The 18592-nt window shown below is 63.0% G+C and carries 18 protein-coding genes; 14 read left to right on the top strand and 4 right to left on the bottom strand.

All coding sequences use genetic code 11. The annotated features are described in order from the left end of the window. The first annotated feature begins 4 nt into the window (after positions 1-4). Positions 5-697 (top strand): RraA family protein, encoded by a 693-nt coding sequence (locus IB263_RS14360; protein WP_034787868.1) that lies wholly within the window; start codon positions 5-7, stop codon positions 695-697. A 33-nt stretch (positions 698-730) separates the two neighbouring features. Here IB263_RS14360 and IB263_RS14355 read toward each other — a convergent pair whose 3' ends face one another. Next, positions 731-1213 carry an Lrp/AsnC family transcriptional regulator gene (locus IB263_RS14355; protein WP_034787865.1) on the bottom strand — a complete coding sequence of 161 codons (483 nt, stop codon included), beginning with the start codon at positions 1211-1213 and terminating at the stop codon, positions 731-733. A gap of 100 nt (positions 1214-1313) precedes the next feature. Here IB263_RS14355 and IB263_RS14350 point away from each other — a divergent pair, with 100 nt between their 5' ends. From IB263_RS14350 to IB263_RS14325, 6 genes are all read left to right on the top strand, one after another. Then, positions 1314-2810: an aminotransferase class V-fold PLP-dependent enzyme gene (locus IB263_RS14350; RefSeq protein ID WP_082566296.1), complete on the top strand. Its 1497-nt coding sequence runs from the start codon at positions 1314-1316 to the stop codon at positions 2808-2810. Further along, on the top strand, positions 2803-3678 hold the full coding sequence (locus IB263_RS14345; RefSeq protein WP_060517836.1) for an MBL fold metallo-hydrolase: 876 nt from the start codon (positions 2803-2805) through the stop codon (positions 3676-3678). Before IB263_RS14350 ends, IB263_RS14345 begins: the two co-directional genes overlap by 8 nt. 28 nt (positions 3679-3706) lie before the next feature. Continuing rightward, entirely contained in the window at positions 3707-4468 is a 762-nt protein-coding gene (locus tag IB263_RS14340; RefSeq protein ID WP_034787855.1) for a sulfite exporter TauE/SafE family protein, read from the top strand. 157 nt (positions 4469-4625) lie between these two features. Next, complete coding sequence (locus tag IB263_RS14335; RefSeq protein WP_034787853.1) at positions 4626-5621, top strand: SLAC1 anion channel family protein; 996 nt, start codon at positions 4626-4628, stop codon at positions 5619-5621. Then, positions 5621-6580 carry a GlxA family transcriptional regulator gene (locus IB263_RS14330; RefSeq protein WP_034787850.1) on the top strand — a complete coding sequence of 320 codons (960 nt, stop codon included), beginning with the start codon at positions 5621-5623 and terminating at the stop codon, positions 6578-6580. Before IB263_RS14335 ends, IB263_RS14330 begins: the two co-directional genes overlap by 1 nt. A gap of 45 nt (positions 6581-6625) precedes the next feature. Further along, entirely contained in the window at positions 6626-7924 is a 1299-nt protein-coding gene (locus tag IB263_RS14325) for an amidohydrolase family protein (protein ID WP_192438631.1), read from the top strand. A gap of 17 nt (positions 7925-7941) precedes the next feature. On the opposite strand, the gene IB263_RS14320 is transcribed toward IB263_RS14325, so the two are convergent. Further along, positions 7942-8799, bottom strand: coding sequence for a MurR/RpiR family transcriptional regulator (locus IB263_RS14320; protein WP_034787843.1), 858 nt, complete (start codon positions 8797-8799; stop codon positions 7942-7944). Between the two features lie 76 nt (positions 8800-8875). Further along, positions 8876-9955, bottom strand: a complete 1080-nt coding sequence (locus tag IB263_RS14315; RefSeq protein WP_246811019.1) for a spermidine/putrescine ABC transporter substrate-binding protein — start codon at positions 9953-9955, stop codon at positions 8876-8878. Positions 9956-10117: 162 nt separating this feature from the next. Here IB263_RS14315 and IB263_RS14310 point away from each other — a divergent pair, with 162 nt between their 5' ends. Genes IB263_RS14310 through IB263_RS14295 form a run of 4 tightly spaced genes read left to right on the top strand, consistent with a single transcriptional unit; the run spans position 10118 to position 14075 of the window. Next, the gene (locus tag IB263_RS14310; RefSeq protein WP_060582282.1) at positions 10118-11209 is read left to right on the top strand and encodes an ABC transporter ATP-binding protein; all 1092 of its coding nucleotides are present in this window, start codon (positions 10118-10120) and stop codon (positions 11207-11209) included. 1 nt (position 11210) lies between these two features. Continuing rightward, the gene (locus tag IB263_RS14305; RefSeq protein WP_060604371.1) at positions 11211-12110 is read left to right on the top strand and encodes an ABC transporter permease; all 900 of its coding nucleotides are present in this window, start codon (positions 11211-11213) and stop codon (positions 12108-12110) included. Further along, the gene (locus tag IB263_RS14300) at positions 12061-12948 is read left to right on the top strand and encodes an ABC transporter permease (protein ID WP_234824461.1); all 888 of its coding nucleotides are present in this window, start codon (positions 12061-12063) and stop codon (positions 12946-12948) included. Before IB263_RS14305 ends, IB263_RS14300 begins: the two co-directional genes overlap by 50 nt. Positions 12949-12950: 2 nt before the next feature. Further along, on the top strand, positions 12951-14075 hold the full coding sequence (locus IB263_RS14295) for a P1 family peptidase (RefSeq protein ID WP_113189144.1): 1125 nt from the start codon (positions 12951-12953) through the stop codon (positions 14073-14075). Positions 14076-14111: 36 nt separating this feature from the next. Here the strand turns inward: IB263_RS14295 and IB263_RS14290 are convergent, their stop codons facing one another. Continuing rightward, a complete protein-coding gene (locus IB263_RS14290; RefSeq protein ID WP_060517825.1) occupies positions 14112-14990 on the bottom strand; it encodes a helix-turn-helix domain-containing protein in 879 nt (292 codons plus the stop codon). 94 nt (positions 14991-15084) lie between these two features. On the opposite strand from IB263_RS14290, the gene IB263_RS14285 reads away from it, so the two are divergent. The 3 genes from IB263_RS14285 to IB263_RS14275 all read left to right on the top strand — a co-directional run bounded on the left by IB263_RS14285 (position 15085) and on the right by IB263_RS14275 (position 18570). Further along, positions 15085-16647, top strand: coding sequence for a 4-hydroxyphenylacetate 3-hydroxylase N-terminal domain-containing protein (locus IB263_RS14285; RefSeq protein WP_192438630.1), 1563 nt, complete (start codon positions 15085-15087; stop codon positions 16645-16647). An 8-nt stretch (positions 16648-16655) separates the two neighbouring features. After that, a complete protein-coding gene (locus IB263_RS14280) occupies positions 16656-17168 on the top strand; it encodes a flavin reductase (protein WP_034787824.1) in 513 nt (170 codons plus the stop codon). 148 nt (positions 17169-17316) lie between these two features. Then, entirely contained in the window at positions 17317-18570 is a 1254-nt protein-coding gene (locus IB263_RS14275) for a sensor domain-containing diguanylate cyclase (protein WP_192438629.1), read from the top strand. Positions 18571-18592: the final 22 nt, after the last annotated feature.

Genomic DNA, 18592 nt, shown 5'->3' with positions numbered 1-18592 from the left:
AGACATGAAACATTTTGAAGACGATACCGAACTCTTTACCGCCATGCGCAGCCGGCTGTTCACGGCCGTGGTCGGCGACATTCTCGACACGATGGGCCTGCAGCACCAGTTCCTGCCGCCGCAGATCAAGGCGCTGCGCGACGACATGGTCGCTGTGGGCCGCGCGATGCCCGTCCTGGAGGCGGATTTTTTCGCGACCGCTGAGGCCGGCGGCCATTCGGAATTCAGCGCCAAGCCTTTCGGCCTGATGTTCCATGCACTCGATAGCCTGAAGGAAAACGAGATCTACGTCTGTTCCGGCTCGTCGCCGCGCTATGCGGTCTGGGGCGAACTGATGTCGACGCGAGCAATGAAACTCAAGGCGGCCGGTGCGATCTGCGACGGCTATTGCCGCGACAGCGCCGGCATTCTCGCGCTCGATTTCCCGACCTTCTGCTACGGCTCCTACGCCCAGGACCAGGGCCCACGCGGCAAGGTCGTCGACTACGGCATCCCGATCGAGATCGGCGGCATCCGCATCCGGCCGGGCGACATCCTCTTCGGCGACCGCGACGGCGTGCTCGTCATCCCGAAGGAGGCGGAGCGCGAGGCGATCGCGCTGGCGCTGGAAAAGGCCGAGACTGAAAACAAGGTGCGGCTGGCGATCGAGGCCGGCATGAGCACCGTCGAGGCCTTCGAACGCTTCGGCGTCATGTAACGACAGAATGATGAGGTGCCGGGAGACGGCGCCTCACCTCAACCGGCTCAGATCCACGGGGCGACCGTTGATGATCGCCTCCATCGAGAAGAAGCCGGTGACCGTGGCGAGGTCGAAATTGGTGATGAGCTTCTGGTAGAAGGTGTCATAGCCGCGCATGCCGCGGGTCACCACCTTGATCAGATAATCCCAATCCCCGCCGATGCGATAGAAATCGATCACCTCCGGCAACCGCTCGACATGCTGCCGAAAACCGTCGCTCCATTCCTTGGAGTGATGGCGGGTGCGGATCATCACGAACACGGTGAGATCCAGCCCCAAAGCGTCGAGATCGATGTCTGCATGCGAGCCCCGGATCACACCGATTGCCTGCAGGCGCTGGAGGCGCCGCCAGCAGGCGTTTTGCGACAGGCCGACCTTTTCGGCCAGATCCCGCTGCGACAGCGACGAATCTTTTTGCAATGCGGTAAGAATGTTCAGATCGAAAGCATCGATTTTGAGCGACGATTCGATCATTTGACACAATTCCTCGATGAAACCGCAGAAGATAGGTGAGGTTTTCGACCCTGGACGGGATTACAATTGCTGTCAATGTCCGCTCCGAGGAGTAAGCGCGATGATCGTGCCCGCCGTCCACCAACCCTGCGAGGCGCTCTCGCCGCTCGCCCGGTTCCGCCAGTCCCTGAACCGGCCGGGTCTCGTCGCCGAGCTACGCGACGACCTGGTCGGAGCGAAGGCGCGGATCGCCGGTCCCTACGGCACGAAGGCACTGGTCTATGCCGACTACGTCGCCTCCGGCCGCGCGCTGCGCGTGATCGAAGATTTCGTGCTCGAAGAGGTCCTGCCTTACTACGCCAACAGCCACACCGAAGCCTCCTATTGCGGGGGCTTCATGACCCGGATGCGGCGGGAAGCGCGGGCGCTGATCGGGGAATTCTGCGGCGCCACGGCCGACCATGCCGTGATCTTCACCGGCTCCGGTGCGACCTCCGGCATCAACCGTCTGGTCAAGCTCGTCGGCGTTAGCGACGCGGTTGCTGCCGGCCAAACCGTCCGCGTCATCATCGGCCCCTACGAGCACCACTCCAACATCCTGCCCTGGCGCGAAAGCGGCGCTGAGATCGTTGAGATCGCCGAATGCCCGGCGGGTGGACCGGACCTCACGGAACTTCGCAAAGCGCTGAGCGTTGGCTCGTCCGACCTGACAGTCTGTACCCTCTCGGCCGGCTCGAACATCACCGGCATCACCAGCGACGTGGCCGCGATCACCCGCATGGTCAAGGCTGCCGGTGCGAAGATGATCTGGGACTATGCCGGCGCCGGCCCCTATGTTCCAATCGCCATGTCTCCCGTTTCCGGTGCCGAGATCGACGCCATCGTCGTCTCGCCGCACAAGTTCATCGGTGGCCCGGGTGCTTCCGGCATCCTGATCGTTCGCCGCGACAGTGTCACGACCGACAAGCCGACCTGGCCGGGCGGCGGCACGGTGAAGTTCGTTTCGCCGGATACACACGACTACAGCGCCAACATCGAGGCCCGCGAAGAGGCCGGAACGCCGAACGTCGTCGGTGACATCCGTGCAGCCCTTGCCTTCATCGTCAAACACGCGATCGGGCTTGAGAGCATGGAGCGGCGCAACCGCGAACTGGCGGAGCAGGCGTTTGCCGCCTGGAGGGCCATTCCGCAACTGGAACTGCTCGGCTTGCAAGAACCGGACCGGCTGCCGATCTTTTCGTTCCGCATCAGGAACGGCAAGGGCGGCTATGTCCACCAGCAGCTCGTCACCCGCATGCTGAGCGACCGCTTCGGCATCCAGGCGCGCGGCGGCTGCGCCTGCGCCGGACCTTACGTTCATCGGCTGCTGTCGATCGATGCCGAGCACTCCGAACAGATCCGCCAGGCGATCCTTGCCGGCGAGGAAATCGAGAAGCCGGGTTTCACCCGGCTGAACTTCAGCGTGCTGCTTTCGGAAGACAAGGTGAAGTACATTCTCGATTGCGTCACGCAGCTCGCCGCCGACGCGCCGAGCTTCGAAGCCGATTACGATTTTGACCCCGCCCGCGCGATCTTCTTCCCGTGCGCCGCGGCTGAAGAGGCCCTCGCCTATGCATAAGCCCGATGTGACCGGCTTCTACGATCCCCGCACCGGCAGCATCCAATATGTCGTCGCCGACCCGGCGACGGGCAAATGCGCGATCATCGATCCGGTGCTGGACTTCGATGAAAAGTCCGGCTCGACCGCGACGCGGAATGCCGATGCGATCCTCGACCATATCGCCGCCAAGGGTTTGACGGTCGAGTGGATCCTCGACACCCACCCGCACGCCGACCATTTCTCGGCGGCGCGCTACCTCAAAGCGAAGACCGGCGCGCCGACGGCGATCGGCGAACATGTGAAGGGCGTGCAGCGGATCTGGAAGGAGATCTACAACTGGCCGGACTTCGCCTGCGACGGTTCGCAATGGGACCGGCTGTTTGCCGACGGCGAGACGTTTCAGATCGGTGAGCTCAAGGCCCACGTCATGCATTCGCCGGGACATACGCTCGCCTCGATCTCTTACGTGATCGGCGACGCCGCCTTCATTCACGACACGCTGTTCATGCCCGACAGCGGCTCGGCCCGCGCCGACTTTCCGGGCGGAAGCGCTGCCGACCTCTGGCGCTCGATCCAGGCCATTCTGGCACTGCCGGACGAAACACGGCTCTTCACCGGCCACGACTATTGCCCCGGCGGCCGCGAGGCGCGCTGGGAAAGCACGGTCGCCGAACAGAAGGCCACGAACCCGCACGTTGCCGGCAAGTCCGAGGCCGATTTCGTCGGCCTGCGCGAGGCGCGCGACCGCACCCTGCCGATGCCGAAGCTCATCCTGTACGCGCTGCAGGTGAACGTGCGTGGCGGCGAGCTCCCTGTCGCCGAGGACAACGGCCGACGCTACCTGAAGATACCGCTCGACGCGCTGCCCGGTTCGGTCTGGGGGTAGCGGCATCGTGGCGGACCCCTTCCAGCAGATGCTGCTTGCGATCGGCTCCGGTTCGCTCACCGGCTTCACGCTCGGCCTGATCGGCGGTGGCGGCTCGATCCTGGCGACGCCGCTCCTGATCTATGTCGTCGGCATCCGCGACGTGCACACCGCGCTCGGCACCGGAGCGCTTGCGGTTTCCGCCAATGCCTATCTCAACCTGATAAGCCACGCGCTCCGCGGTCATCTCTGGTGGCGCTGCGCGCTGATCTTCACGGTCGCGGGTTCGCTTGGCGCCTTTTTCGGCTCCAGCCTCGGCAAGCTGATCGATGGCCAGCGATTGCTGTTCCTCTTCGGCCTCGTGATGATGTTCGTCAGCTTCGCCATGCGGAAGGTCAGGTGCGACACGGCGGCGACACCGCAGTCGCTTTCGCTCGGCACACACGGCAAGACCGGCTTGACAGCGCTTCTGACCGGCACCTGTTCCGGCTTCTTCGGCATCGGCGGCGGTTTCCTCATCGTTCCCGGACTGCTGCTTGCGACCGGCATGCCGCTCATCAACGCTGTGGGCACGTCGCTGCTTGCTGTCGGCACCTTCGGCCTGACGACCGCGATCAACTATGCCGCCTCTGGATTGGTGGATTGGCGCATCGCCGGCTACTTCATCCTGGGTGGCGTCGCGGGTGGCGTGATCGGCACGATCGTTTCGACGCAGCTTTCGACCCAGCGCGATACGCTGACCAAGATTTTCCGTGCGATCATCTTTTCCGTCAGCCTTTACGTTCTCTGGCGCAGCTACGGAGCCGTGTGACCGGCTTCGCCGTCCGCAATCCATATGACGGCGCGACTGATCGGTCCTTGGCCGGAAACATACGCAGCGAGTCCGGAATCGTACTATCTGGATCATTCAAGACAACGGCGTGGCGTGTTTTAATCCTGTCAGCACTCTTTCGGACAGGAATAATCCAATGACCGTTCAATCCATGGACCTCTCGAACAGCACGCCGTTGACCCGCAGGTCGATCTCGCAGCTTCCGATCAACCTGTTCGCCTCGGTAATGGGCATAACCGGCCTGAGCCTCGCCTGGCGCGAAGCCACCAGGACGATCGGTCTGCCGGCCCTTCCCGGCGAATATGTCGGCTGGCTCGGGACTTCGATCTTTCTAAGCCTTGCGCTCGGCTACGCTTTCAAGTGGCACCGCCATCCGGCCACGGTCGCCGCCGAATTCGCCCATCCGGTTCAAAGCAACTTCTTCGCAACGGTCGCAATCGGCTTGCTTCTGCAGTCAGCTTTTCTGAACCGCTATAGCCCGCTGCTGTCAGAAGTCGTCTGGACGGCTGCGTCGGCGCTGACCTTCGCCCTCGCTTATGTCGTCGCCAGGGGCTTCCTCGGCCGGCAACAGTCGCGCGATACGACGCTGCCGCCGCTGCTCATCCCCGGTGTCGCCACTCTGGATATCGCCGTTACCGGCCACGCCATGCCGTTCGCCTGGGCACATGAGGTCAACATGCTTGCCTTCTCGGTCGGCAGCGTCATCGCCGCAGTCTTCATTGCGCTGATCTTCTCGCGGTTGCGCCATGAAGATCCACTTCCGGCGCTGGCTCGGCCGTCTCTCATGGTTCTGGTCGCCCCCTTTGCCGTCGGCTTCCTCGCCTATACCAATGTCACGGGTTCGGTCGATCTCTTCGCCACGGTCCTGTTCTACTTCGCGCTGTTTCTGATGCTCGTCCTGTCGCCGATGGTATTCCGCTCCCATGTCCCCTTCAGCGTCGGCTGGTGGGCGATCAGCTTTCCGCTTGCTGCGCTCTCGATCGCCTTCTTCCGGTATGCTGCGTCTGCCGAGAGCACCGTCCTCACCGGGCTGGCTGGACTGTTCTTTCTGTTTCTGGCTGGCGCGATTGCGGTTGTCTTCTATCGGACGATCAGCATCATCCTCACCGGCAGATTGTTCGAGGTTCGCTAATGGCCGTTCACAAAGTCGCGATCGTCGCAATGCAGGGCGTCCAGCTCCTCGACGTTATCGGCCCTTCGGACGTGTTCGCGGAGGCCAACCGTCAGAGTGGCACCGACCATTATTCGGTGGAGGTCGTCAGCGCCTCCACCGCCCCGGTGCGTGGGTCTTCCGGGCTGACCCTCCTTCCCGACCGTGCGATGGATGACGGCATTGCCGACATCGATACCCTGCTGGTTGCCGGGGACCCGCTCATTCACGAACGACCGCTTCCGATATCGCTTCTGACTTGGGTGAAGGACGCATCCGCCCGTGCCAGTCGCTTCGGATCGGTATGCTCCGGCGCCTTCGTGCTCGGCGAAGCGGGCCTGTTGAACGGCAGGCGGGCGACGACGCATTGGTCGCAAGCGGCGGAATTCGGCAAGCGCTTTCCGGAGGTGAAGCTCGAGCCCAACCGCATCTTTACCAAGGACGGCAATGTCTGGACCTCGGCGGGCGTGACAGCCGGCATCGACCTCGCACTTGCCATCGTCGAAAAGGATCTCGGCCTGCACATCGCCTTGAAAGTCGCGCGTGAACTTGTTGTCTTCCTCAAGCGACCCGGCGGCCAGACCCAGTTCAGCACGCTCCTTGCCGGCCAGCTTGCGCAGAAGACCCCTATTCGCGCGGCGCAGGACTACATTGCCGACAACCTCTCTGCCGATCTCGGTGTCGGGGCGATCGCCAGGCGCACCGGCATGAGCGAGCGAAACTTCTCCAGGCAATTCAAGCAGGAGGTGGGCATGACGCCGGCTGACTATGTTGAGAGCATGCGGCTTGAGGCGGGGCGCAGATTGGCCGAAGACACAAGCATCCCGCTCAAAAAGATTGCGACCGATATCGGCTTCCATGACGATATCGCCTTCCGTCGTTCCTTCGTTCGTCGATTCGGCACGTCGCCGGCGGCTTATCGAAAGAGCTTCGGCTCCTAAGCCTCGCTCAAGGCCCGCGCCGTTACCGCCACCGGAGAAACCAGCATGTTCGACCTGATCACCCGCAATGCCAATCTTCCGGACGGACGGCTTGGCGTCGATGTCGGCGTCAAGGGCGGCAAGATCGCAGCGATCGAGATGGCTCTTGCCGCGACAGCGGGCGAAGAAATCGACGCCACCGGCCGCCTGCTCAGCCCGCCTTTCTGCGACCCGCATTTCCACATGGACGCGACGCTGTCGCTCGGACTGCCGCGCATGAACGTCTCCGGCACGCTGCTGGAAGGCATCGCGCTCTGGGGCGAGCTGCGCCCGATGTTGACCAAGGAGGCGCTGGTCGCGCGGGCGCTGCGCTATTGCGACCTCGCCGTCAGCCAGGGCCTTCTTGCCATCCGCAGCCACGTCGACACCTCCGATCCACGGCTGGTGACGGCCGAGGCACTGCTGGAGGTAAAGGAGAAGGTCGCGCCCTATATCGACCTGCAGCTCGTCGCCTTCCCGCAGGACGGCTATTTTCGCGCGGCCGACGGCGAGGCTTCACTGAACCGCGCACTCGATATGGGCATCGGCATCGTCGGCGGCATCCCGCATTTCGAGCGCACGATGGAAGATGGCACCCGCTCGGTGGAAGTGCTCTGCCGGATCGCCGCAGACCGCGGCCTGCCGGTCGACATGCATTGCGACGAGACCGACGATCCGATGTCGCGCCACATCGAGACGCTGGCGGCTCAAACGGTCCGTTTCGGACTTCAGGGCCGCGTCGCCGGATCGCACCTGACTTCGATGCACTCGATGGACAACTACTATGTCTCCAAGCTGATCCCGCTGATGGCGGAGGCGGAGATCAACGTGATCCCCAATCCGCTGATCAACATCATGCTGCAGGGACGCCACGACACCTATCCCAAGCGCCGCGGCATGACGCGGGTTCGCGAGTTGATGGCGGCCGGCCTCAACGTTTCCTTCGGGCACGACTGCGTCATGGATCCCTGGTACTCGATGGGTTCGGGCGACATGCTGGAAGTGGCTCACATGGCCATCCACGTGACGCAGATGGGCGGGATCGAGGACAAGCGCAAGATCTTCGACGCCATCACCGTGAATGCAGCGAAAACCATGGGCCTTGAAGGCTATGGCCTCGACGTCGGCTGTAAGGCCGACCTCGTCCTGATGCAGGCGGCCGATGTCAGCGAAGCGCTGCGGCTGAAACCGAACCGGCTCTGCGTGGTCAAGGACGGCAAGGTCATCGCCAGGACGGCGCCGCGCATCAGCGAACTGCTTCTCGACGGCCGGCCGGCCTCCATCGACATCGGGCTGGATTACATCCCGCAGACGTCGGCGCCCTGAGCTTTCGGACTTCGATTTCAATCCTCGAAGTCGCCGAAGACGTTCTGTAGCCGAGTAAGCTGGGCGACGCGCTCGCCGACCTCGTCGCCGAGGACGACGATGATGTTGCTCAGAAGCAGGTCCATGACCGCGACGGTCGTTGCTGCTCCATCCCAGAGCGGACCATGGGACCCGGGCACGACGAGGCAGATGTCGGAGACCTCCGGCGCCCAGGGGCAGAACTCGTCGGTGAAGAGGATGACCTTGACGCCGGCCCGACGCGCCTCCTCCGCCAAGGGCCGCGCCTTGGCGGCGAAGCGGCGTACGTCGTGCAGGAACAGCACGCGTCCCTCGACGGAACCGTCGAGCAGCTCGGCATAGGTGCCGTTGAGGCCATCGACGAACTGCACCCGCGACCGGGTATAGGATAGCTGGCTCGCGAAATACTGCGCGATGCCGCGTACGTTCTGGTAGGCAGCGACATAGACCTCGCTGGCAGCAATCAGAGCGTCGATCGCCTGCTGCCATTCCGGCGCGGTCGTCAACTCATAGATCATGCCGAGATTGTCGATCTGCTGCTGGATCAGGCCGGCAAGCAGCTTGCCTTCGCGGTTGTCGTCGCGCAGACGGCCAACCGATCCCTTCACCTGCCAGGCAGGATTGTTGGAGCCGTCGCGCCGAAGCTCTAGTTTCAGCTCGTCGAGACCGTCGAAGCCCATGCGCCGAAGATAACGCCCGACCGTCATCGGCGAAACTTCAAGCCGGGTCGCGATCGAACGCGCCGTCTCGAAGGGAATGTCGGCCAGATTACGCTCGATGTAGTTGGCGATGAGCTTATCAGATTTCGAGCGTCTGAGCTCGTCGCTGCGCACCAGCTTCAGGATTCGCTGCGCCACGTCCCCTCCCCTTGCATGATCGGAGCGGGACGCCGGCAAGCTAGCGCCGCATATCCCGCTCCGTCGCATCGCCTGTTTATTGCGCCGTCTTCACCTTCGTCCAGACCCGATCGAGCTGGCGCACGCCGGGGCCGAGATCTTCGAAGATCTGCAGCTTCTGCATGGTTTCCGGCGGCGGGTTGATTTCCTTGCTATTCTTGATCTGCTCGGGGGTCAATTGCCGCGCAGGCACGTTGGCCGTGCCGTTCGTCTGCTGCTCGATGTTGAGCGCCGCCACTTCGGGACGCGTGTAGAACTGCATGAACTTTACGGCGTTCTCCTTGTTCGGCGCGGTCTTCAGAACGCAGATATCCTCCTGATACATCGTCGCGCCTTCCTCCGGGATCACGTAGCCGAGATCCTTCGGATTGCCGAAGACGTCGACCATCGAGCCGACGAAGAAATGACCGGCCGCCACATCGCCGGCCGCGACCATCGGGCGGGTGTCATAGGTGAAGGCGGCGACATCCGGCTTCATGGCGATGATCGTATCGGCCGCCTGCTGCAATTCGGCAGGGTCGGTGGAATTGACCTTGTGGCCATTGAGGATGAGGCCGACCGACAGCACCTCGCGCATGTCGTCAAGCAGCGTGAATTTCAGGCCTTTGGCCTTCACCGTCTCGATCAGGTCGCGCCAGCCGGTCACGTCCTTGCCGAGCAGGGTGCGGTTATAAAGGATGCCGACCGTACCGAAGGCATAGGGCAGGCAATATTCGCCCTTCGGGTCGCTTTTGGCGCGAAGGAACGTCGGGTCGAGGTTCTTGAAGCCCTCATAGGTGTTGATGTCGGTCTTTTCGAGCAGGTCGAGCTTGGCCATGATGTCCTGCATGTGCACCGACGGGAAGACGATGTCGTAGCCCGTGGCGCCACCCTGGATCTTCGCCAGCATCTCCTCGTTGGAGGAATAGGTCGAGAGGTTGACCTTGATCTGGGTCTCCTCCTCGAACTTCTTGAGGACAGCCGGATTGATGTATTCGCCCCAGTTGTAGATGTTGAGCTCGGCCGCTTGCGCCGTGCCGAAAAGGGCTGTCAGCGTCGCAAGGGACAGTGCCACTGTGCGTGCACGGGTCGCGAAGGCTCTCCTGCCCCCGCGGGTCGTCCCGTTTGTCATCGTCATCGAAATTCTCCTCTGATGGTTCTGGCCGGACGGCCTGACACGACCTTGACCGGCCGCTTCCGGATCACGGCTTCTCGTGGCCGTTGACTCCGATAGGCAAATGGTATCCATATATCGAAAACGCACAAGCGTTATTTGCATAACATTTTGGGGAACAGAAGTATGCAGAATTCCATCGTCCGGCTGGTGGAGGCGAGCAAGGCCTTTACCACTCCGGAAGGCGGCACCGTGACCGCTCTCGACCGTATAGATCTCGATGTCCGCCGCAACGAATTCCTGACCTTGCTCGGCCCCTCCGGTTGCGGCAAGACCACACTGCTGCAGGCGATCAGCGGCTTCGTCGAACTCGACGGCGGCTCGATCCTGATCGACGGCGAGGACATGACCGACCGGCCGCCCTATCGTCGCCCGGTCAACACCGTCTTCCAGAACTACGCGCTGTTTCCACATATGACCGTCGGCGAAAACGTCGCCTACTCGCTGGAGGTGGCGGGCGTTGCCAAGCCGCAGCGCCGGGAAAAGGTCGCGTCCGCCCTGAAGATGGTCGGGCTCGAAGGCATGGAAGCACGCAAGCCGCGCCAGCTCTCCGGCGGCCAGCAGCAGCGGGTGGCGCTCGCCCGCGCCATCATCGCCCGGCCGAAGCTGCTTTTGCTCGACGAACCGCTGTCGGCGCTCGACAAGAACCTGCGCCAGGCCATGCAGATCGAACTCAAGACGCTGCAGAACGAGCTTGGCATCTCCTTCATCTTCGTCACCCATGACCAGCAGGAAGCGCTGACGATGTCGGATCGCGTTGCCGTGCTATCAGGCGGGCGCATCCAGCAGCTCGATACGCCTCGCGCCATCTACGACCATCCGGTCAACACGTTCGTTGCAACGTTCATCGGCGCCAGCAATCTGTTCGAAGGCAGGCTCGACGGCGACCGGTTGATGACGGCTGACGGCATGGCGATCCGCCACCGGCCCTGCGAGCGGAAGATTTCGGCAGAGGCAACGGCGCTGATCCGTCCGGAACAGTTCTTCCTCGCCGAGGACAACGCTCCCTTCCCGACGATCGACGTCGATCTCGACCAGATCGTCTTCGTCGGCTCCACCTTCGAGCTGTTCGGTCGCACCGCCGAGGGCCGCAAGGTCGTCGCCGAGATTCCGGCCAACCGCCGCAGCCTCGTTGGCACGGTCGAGCAGACCCGTAAGGCGCGACTTGCCTATGATCCAGCCGCCGTGCACCTGATTGGCGAAAGCGCAGGTGCCTAAGATGACGATCGCCAGTCGCCGCCGCTTCCAGCTTGCACTCCTGCTCGGGCCCGTCTCGGCCTTTCTCGCCGTCTTCTTCCTCGGGCCGCTCGCGATCATGATCGTGACCAGCTTTCTCGCACCCGGCCTTTATGGCGGGGTGGAATGGACCTTCTACCCGCATAATTTCGGCCGCATTCTCGGCTTCGCCGATCCGATGTTCGAGGAGTTCGATCCGATCTACATCGCGATCTTCCTGCGCTCGATCGAGATCGCGGCCCTTACGGTGCTCGCGACCCTCCTCGTCTGCTACCCCGCTGCCTTCTGCATTGCCCGGCTTTCCGACCGCTGGAAGAACTTCTGCCTGTTCCTGATCACACTGCCCTTCTTCACCAGTCTGATCGTGCGGCTGTTCGTCTGGGTGCTGATCCTGCGCCAGACCGGCCTCGTCAACGAAGTGCTTCTATCCACGGGGCTGATCGAACGGCCGCTCGACCTGATCTACACCAAGGGCGCGATCATCCTCGGCATGACCTATGTGTTCATTCCCTTCATGTTCATGCCCGTCTATGCCAGCGTCGAGAAACTCGACTGGACGCTGGTGCGCGCCTCGCTCGATCTCGGCGCCGGCCCCGTGCGCACCTTCTTGCGCATCATCCTGCCCTTAACCGCACCCGGCATTGCCGGCGGCGCCGTCATCGTCTTCATCCCGGCGCTCGGCAACTTCGTCGTGCCGGCGGTGCTTGGTGGCGCCAAGGTGATGATGTTCGGCAACCTCATCGAGCAGCAGTTCCTCGCCGCCCGCAACTGGCCCTTCGGTGCTGCACTGGCGATGATGGTGATGAGCGTCATGCTGATCATGATGATCGCCCATGTCATCCTTTCCGGACGGCGCGGCGCTGCCGCCGCACTGGCACGGTGAGGCGCCCATGAAGATCGCTCGATCCCTTTTCACCGGTGGCCTGCTTGCCTACACCGGCCTGTTCTTCGCCTTCATCTACATCCCGCTCGTGGTCATCGCCGTCTATTCGTTCAACGCCAATCCGGTGAACATGATGACCTGGACCGGGTTTACCACCGAATGGTACGCTCAGGTTCTCGGCTTCAAGACCAAGGTCTCCGAGAGCGCGCTCTACATCGAATCGACGGGGCAGCTGCTGCAGGCGGTATGGAACAGCCTGGTCATCGCCGCCTCGACAACGGCCATTGCGACCGTCTTCGGCACGGCGATCGCGATAGCGCTCTACCGCTTCGAATTTGTCGGCCAGCGCTTCTACCGGGTGGTGATGTTCATGCCGATGCTGATGCCGGATATCGTGCTCGGCATCGCGCTCCTGATCTTCTTCGTCAATTCCGGCATCCGGCTGGGCCTGACGACGATCATCATCGGCCAGTGCACCTTCCTGATCTCCTACGTCTTCATCGTCGTCTCGGCCCGTCTTGCCGGCATGGACCGGACGCTCGAACACGCGTCGGCCGACCTCGGCGCCAACGAATGGATGACCTTTCGTCGGGTGGTGCTGCCGCAGCTTTTCCCGGCGATCGTCGGCGGCGCGCTGCTCGCCTTCATCATCTCGATGGACGATCTCGTCATCACCTATTTCATCGCCGGCGTCGATGTCACGACGCTGCCGATGTTCATCTTCTCCATGCTTCGGCGCGGCATCAAACCGGAGATCAACGCCATCGCCGTGATGATGCTGACCTTCTCCTTCGTCGTCGCCTCGCTTGGCCTTTACCTTCGCTCCCGGCAGAAATGATCATGAACGACAAGACCTCCACGCCCTCCTCCGCCCGCGCCCGCGATATCGGCCTGCCCTTTGCCGGCCGCACCGGCCGCTTCAACGCCATCACGGATGTCGAAGGCATTGCCGTCGGCTTCCGCACTATCGAGGAACAAACGCCGCGACCCGGCCGAAAGCGCCCGGTGCGCACGGGCGTCACCGCCATCCTGCCGCATGCCGGATCGGAAACACCGGTCCCGGTTTATGCCGGGGTGCACCGCTTCAATGGCAACGGCGAAATGACCGGCACGCACTGGATCGAGGATGGCGGCTTCTTCCTCGGACCCGTGATGATCACCAACACCCATGCGGTCGGTATGACCCACCACGCCACCATCCAATGGATGCTGGAGCGCTACAGGACGACCTACGACACCGACGATTTCCTCTGGCTGATGCCGGTGGTCGCCGAAACCTATGACGGCGTTTTGAATGACATCAACGGCCAGCCGATCACGGAATCCGATGTGCACGCCGCACTCGACGCTGCCGCGTCCGGCCCGGTCCAGGAAGGCAATTGTGGTGGCGGCACCGGCATGATCGCCTATGGCTTCAAGGGCGGCACCGGCACCGCCTCGCGCGTCGTTGAATTCGGCGGCCGCGACTACACGATCGGCACGCTGGTCCAAGCCAATCACGGGCAACGCGACTGGCTGACGATCCGCGGCGTTCCGGTCGGCGAACACATGCGCGACGGCACGCCGCAAAGCCAGATGCAGGAGCGCGGCTCGATCATCGTCGTGATCGCGACCGACCTGCCGATGGCACCGCATCAACTCAAGCGCCTGGCGCGACGGGCGGCGATCGGCATCGGCCGCAACGGCACGCCCGGCGGCAACAATTCCGGCGACATCTTCCTCGCCTTCTCCACCGCCAACACCCAGCCGATGGCCCACAGGGCGCCGCCGCGACTGTCGCTGGAAATCGTCAACGACGAGCTGCTTGACCCCGTCTATCTCGCGACCGTCGACAGCGTCGAAGAAGCAGTGGTGAACGCGATGATCGCGGCCGAAGATTCCGGCGGTACAGCCCATGATCGCTTCAAGATCCAGGCGATCCGGCATGAGCCTCTGATGGAGGTTATGCGGGCCTATGGCCGATAACCGACGGACTTGGCGATACCTCTCGGAGCCGGTGACTTAGCCGGCTCCAGGCGAGTTCAACCGCGCACGGCGCCAGTCGCTCGGGGCTTCGCCGACCCTCAGGCGGAAGAAGCGCGAGAAATAGGCGGCGTCGGCAAAGCCGATCTCATAGGCAATGTCTTCGAGTGGCCGGACCGTAAAGAGCAGTAGGCGCTTGGCCTCGAGCAATCGCCGCTCGTTGATCAGTTCCTTCACCTGCATGCCGAAGGCATCCCTGCTCGCCTTGGCAAGCAGGTGCGGCGTCGTGGCGAGCGCATCGGTGTAGTGCCCGACGCTCCAGTTCTCGCGGAAACGCAGATCGATGAGCCGGCGCAGTTCCGTGGCCAGCATCGCCTGTGTCGGCTGGGCGGTGGGCGGTGCTGCGGCTGCCAGGCGAGCGATCTGGGTCAGCACGGCGGCGACCAGAGATGCCAGCATCCGCTGCGTGCCCGTGGCACCGCCGGCGTACTCATCAGCGACGATATCGAGCAGTTCCGCAAGACGGCGCCAATGCCGGTCTTCACCGTCGCCACGGATCATCATGGGCGTATCGAGCGCCAGCGTCGTTTGCTCGCGGATAGAGAGCAGCGCACCATCGGCAATCGAAACGACAATCGCGTCGCTCGTCTCTGGATCGACTGAAAACCCGTGCACGATGCCGCTCGGCACGAAGCTGATGGCGGGTGCGGAAAAGTCCAAAGGCTTGTCGTCGATGAAGTAAGTTCCCCCGCCGCTCAGCCAGTAGGTGATCTGTCCCATCTGGTCGTGCTTGTGCGCCTTGACCTGGCCCTGATGCAGGTTCCGCCGCGCCATCACCGTCTCGACATGGAAGAACCCGGGCTCGACCTTCTGCTCCGGTTCGCCATAGACGAAGAAACTTGGAATGCTGCTGCTCATGTTCCACCCGAAAAAGTCCAAGTCATTTTGCCATTCTGTCCATGGCCGCTGCCGATTTCAACGCCTAGCCTTGACGAAACTCAAGGAGGAGAAAATGAGAGCAGAGGATTTCCGCGCCGACAGGGCGCGGCCCTTCACCGGCGCCGAATATCTGGAAAGCCTTCGCGACGGCCGCGAAGTCTATATCAATGGCGAGCGCGTCCACGACGTCACCAGCCATCCGGCGATGCGCAATTCCGCCCGGTCGCTCGCAAGGCTCTATGACGCGCTGCACGACCCGGCGAAGAAGGATATCCTGACGTCACCGACCGACACGGGCTCGGGCGGCTACACCCACAAATACTTCCGCGTCGCCCGCTCCTCCTCCGATCTTGCGGCACAGCAAGGCGCGATCGCCGAGTGGGCACGCATGTCCTATGGCTGGATGGGCCGCACCGCCGACTACAAGGCGGCGCTGATGAACACGCTGGGCGCCAATGCCAACTGGTACGGGCCGTTCAAGGACAATGCGCTCGCGTGGCACCGACGCGCCCAGGAAGCCGCCCTCTTCATGAACCATGCGATCGTCAATCCGCCGATCGATCGCCACAAGCCGGCGGATGCGGTGAAGGACGTGTTCGTCCACATCACCAAGGAAACGGATGCCGGAATCTACGTCTCCGGCGCCAAGGTGGTCGCAACCTCCTCTGCGCTGACGCACTACAATTTCCTCGCACAGAGCTCGGCGACGGTGACCGAGGATCCCTCGCTCTCCGTCATGTTCATCGTTCCGATGAACGCGCCGGGCATCAAGATGTTCTGCCGGGTCTCCTACGAGCAGACGTCCAACACGGTCGGCCATCCCTTCGACTATCCGCTGTCGTCGCGCTTCGACGAGAATGACGCGATCCTGGTGCTCGACAATGTCTTCGTGCCCTGGGAGGATGTTCTGGTGCTGCGCGACGCCGCCAAGATCCTCTCCTTCCACCCCGCCTCCGGCTTCATGCACGGCTACTGCTTCCAGGGCTGCACCCGCTTCGCGGTGAAACTCGACTTCCTCGCCGGCCTGCTTGCCAAGGCTTTGAGGGCGACCGGCGGCGACGCCTTCCGCGGCAACCAGGCGGCGCTCGGCGAGGTCATTGCCCTTCGACACATGTTCTGGAGCTTCTCCAACGCCATGGCGCACAACCCCATTCCCTGGGCCGACGGCGCGGTGCTGCCCAATCTCGAAGCTGCGCTTTCCTATCGCACCTTCATGTCGGAGGCCTATCCGCGCGTCGTCGAGACGATCCGCAGGGTCGTCGCCTCCGGCCTGATCTACCTGCCCTCCTCGGCGCGCGATTTCGGCAATCCCGAGATCGATCGTTACCTGGCGCAATATGTGCGCGGCTCCAACGACATGGGCCATATCGAGCGCATCAAGATCATGAAGCTGCTCTGGGACGCGACCGGCACCGAGTTTGGCGGGCGGCACGCGCTTTACGAACTCAACTATGCCGGTGCACCCGAAGAGGTGCGGCTGCAGGTGTTGAAGGGCGCCGAGCGCGGCGGGCGTCTGAAGGAGATGGAGGCGCTCGTCGATCAGTGCATGGCCGACTACGACGAGAACGGCTGGACCGGCAATACCTGGCTGCCGCCGCTCGACGACAACGCCACCCTTCGCAGCGCAGCCGAGTGAGGCCTGCCATGGAACCGCTCGTTTCAAAGACCGAGTTTCGCAATGCGATGGCGCGGGTCTGCGCGCCGGTCAACGTCATCACCACCAACGGACCCGCCGGACGCGGCGGGTTCACGGCCACCGCCATGTGCTCGGTAACCGACGAGCCGCCGACGCTGCTTGTCTGCATGAACCGGAACTCCACCCAATGCGGGCTGTTCATCGACAACAGGCGCTTTTGCGTCAACGTGCTCAGCCACGACCATCGGGATCTCGCCGGTCATTTCGCCGGCGCGACGCAGGACATGGCCGCGCGCTATGCCGCCACTGACTGGGTCGAGATGCAATCGGGCAGCTTCGCCGTCAAGGATGCGATCGTTTCGCTCGACTGCGAACTGGCCGAGGCGCGGCTCTTGGGAACGCACCATATCCTCATCGGCCGGGTCGTCGGCATCCGCTCGCGCAGCGATGGCAATGCGCTGCTCTACTTCGACCGCAACTATGTACACGTGCCGACGCAGCTCGGAAGTTTCGGCGGCTAAGCACGGATGCAGCATCGCTGGTTCGGTACAAACACGGCATCTTTCGCCACAGAGCCGGCGCAATCCACATCCAGTTGCTGTTCAGCGCCTTTTGTTTTTTCCCTAAAACGCGTCTATTGCCGGGCGTGGAATGAGAAAGGAAAACGGAATGGTGGTTGCTGGGCCAGCCGGACGTCCGACGACGGACGCGAAAGGCAGGGAATTCGATCGCTTGGCCGCCCTTGGACATCTCGATATCCTCGACACGCCAAGGGATGAAGGCCTTGAACGGGTCGTGCGGCTGATCAAACAGGTCTTCTCCATAGAGATCGGCATCGTCTCCTTGGTCGATGCACATCGCCAATGGTACAAGGCCTGCTCCGGCCTTTCGGCCGACGAGGTCCCGCGCAAAGAGACCTTCTGCCGATATGTCGTCGCCTCCGAGGAGCCTCTCGTCGTCCACGACGCCACGAAGGATGCACGCTTTTCGCAGCACCCGGCCGTGGCCGGTCCCGAACATGTCCGGTTCTACGCAGGCGTCCCGCTGAAGACGCTGGACGGGCATACAGTCGGGACCGTGTGCGCGATCGACCGCTCGCCACGACAGTTCACTGAGACGGATCTTGCGATCCTGATGGAGTTGGCGGGCGTGGCGATGGACCGGATCGATCTGCTCCGCTCGGCCGCGACGGATGGACTGACCGGGACGCTGACGCGGCGCGCCTTCCGCGAGGAAGCGGACAAGCTGATCTCGCTCGCGGTGCGGCACCAGCATGACCTGTCTTGCATCGTCCTCGATGTGGACCATTTCAAGCGGGTCAACGACACACACGGGCATGCGGCAGGAGACGAGGTCTTGAAGGCCGTTGCCTCCATCTGCCAGTCCAATCTGCGAGCAAGCGACCTCTTTGGGCGGCTCGGCGGCGAGGAATTTGCCGTCATGCTGCCGCATGTCGACGCGACAGGCGCGCTGACGGCGGCGGAAAAACTGCGGGCAGCGATCGCCGCTCAGACGATCCACGGTGAATTCGGCCAGCTCGCGGTGACTGCGAGCTTCGGCACCGCCGCCCTTTCGGCCAATAGCAGGGATAACGCCACCTTGCTCGCCCAGGCGGATGCGGCGATGTATCTCGCCAAGGCCGGAGGACGAAACCGCTGCGTCGAATGGAGCAGTCTCGAAGCCGGCTATCCGCTCGGTCCGCGCCAGCGCGTGCTGAAGGCCGGAACCATTCTCTTCGACGACAGGCATTCACGGATCGACTGCACCATCCGGTCGCTGGGCGCCGATGGCGCGGCGGTTACGGTTTCGAATTCCGCCGGCATACCACCGGAACTCGTTCTGGTGGTCGCCGGCGACGGTTTCGAAACCAAGTGCCAAGTGGTGGCACGGGACCGGCAGAACCTCGAACTCGCTTTCGGATAAGCCTGTTCGCCCGTAAGCAGAG

This window comes from Ensifer sp. ENS03 (genome assembly GCF_014852035.1).
Taxonomy (GTDB): Bacteria; Pseudomonadota; Alphaproteobacteria; order Rhizobiales; family Rhizobiaceae; genus Ensifer; species Ensifer adhaerens.
Note: the sequence above shows the minus strand (reverse complement) of the source record. Positions and strands in the feature narration are given on the sequence as shown.